The sequence below is a fragment of the Salipiger marinus genome (assembly GCF_900100085.1).
Classification (GTDB): Bacteria; Pseudomonadota; Alphaproteobacteria; order Rhodobacterales; family Rhodobacteraceae; genus Salipiger; species Salipiger marinus.
This window is the reverse complement of the sequence record NZ_FNEJ01000103.1, coordinates 1-1,215: the sequence shown is the minus strand read 5'-3', so window position 1 is coordinate 1,215 and position 1,215 is coordinate 1. Positions and strand designations below refer to the sequence as shown.

At 61.0% G+C, this 1,215-nt stretch carries 2 pseudogenes; one reads left to right on the top strand and one right to left on the bottom strand.

Annotated features, from left to right (window positions below):
• Positions 1–397: 397 nt before the first annotated feature.
• Positions 398–777 (bottom strand): annotated as a pseudogene (locus tag BLR51_RS27080) (transposase); the annotation flags it as partial.
• A gap of 134 nt (positions 778–911) precedes the next feature.
• On the opposite strand from BLR51_RS27080, the pseudogene BLR51_RS27075 reads away from it, so the two are divergent.
• Positions 912–1,121, top strand: a pseudogene (locus tag BLR51_RS27075) (hypothetical protein); the annotation flags it as partial.
• Between the last annotated feature and the right edge of the window lie 94 nt (positions 1,122–1,215).

Here is a 1,215-nt window from a genome sequence, read left to right as displayed (position 1 = left end):
CATAAGATTTCGTGCCAAGCTGGTCTCCATCGTAGACACCAGCTTGAATCATGCCTGTAGCACGATGTGAATCCCTTTTGTCAACACGGCCTAACCTATCTTTCGACAGGACGCCAAACCAAATGTGAACCGGCATGCATGTTTGGATGCCCCTTCGATGCAAGGATTTTCTCTGACCTTCTGAATGCGTGATCGAGTGCGGTCATGTTTCAGGCCTCTCAGGTGCGGCCAAGATATGCCGCGGGCCGGTATGGTGATGCGCGGATCGGGAACCAGATCAAAATTGCGAGCTCTGGCCTCGTTGCATGCCACCGATTTCCCCAACCCGGATCTGTTCGATCATTTGCCCATACGGGTCATCGCTCTCCTCACATCGCCGACGCTCCGCACGCCGCGGTCAGCTGACCGCGCCGGTCGGGTCTTGGTAGTCCTCTCCTCGCACGAGCATGGCCCAGAGCATGCGTGCCATCTTGTTGGCCAGCGCGATAGCCACCAACATGCGCGGCTTTCGGGCCAGCATGCGTGCGAGCCATGATCCCGGCCGGCCTCCGTCGCGACCTCGCCAATGGACGATCGACATCGCCCCCACGATCAGCAGGCGCCGGATGTCGCGCTGACCCATCTTCGAGGTTCGGCCCAGCTTCTGCTTGCCGCCACTTGAATGCTGTCGCGGCACAAGACCAAGCCAAGCCGCAAAGTCGCGCCCTCGTCGGAACTCACGCATGTCGGTGCGAAGGCGGTAATCGCCATCGCGCAGACCGGGCCGATGCCGGGCATCTGCCCGATCCCGTCGCCCTGCGACGACAGTTCGGACCCGATCCACAGGCTTTGCCGGTCGTCTCGGTGACGCAGGTCGGCCTAGACACCTATGCTGCTCTCGTCGCCCCGACGGCCTAGATGGGAGAAATGGCATGACGACCGTCTATTCTATCGACGAGGTCCGCCTCGGCATCATGCTGAACGAACTGCGCCTGCCCACGATCAAGACGCTTTGGCCGCGGTTCGCTGAAACAGCTGATCGGGAGGGCTGGCCGGCCGCGCGCTTCCTTGCGGCCATAGCCGAGCATGAGCTGACCGAGCGCGCCAACCGCCGGATCGAACGCCACCTTGCAGAGGCGCATTGAGCTGCTGCCGGTTTCGTGGACACGAAGATAAGATCGTGACCCATGAACTGGAGAGTGGATATGACGAGACGGAAGTTCAGCCGCGAGTTCA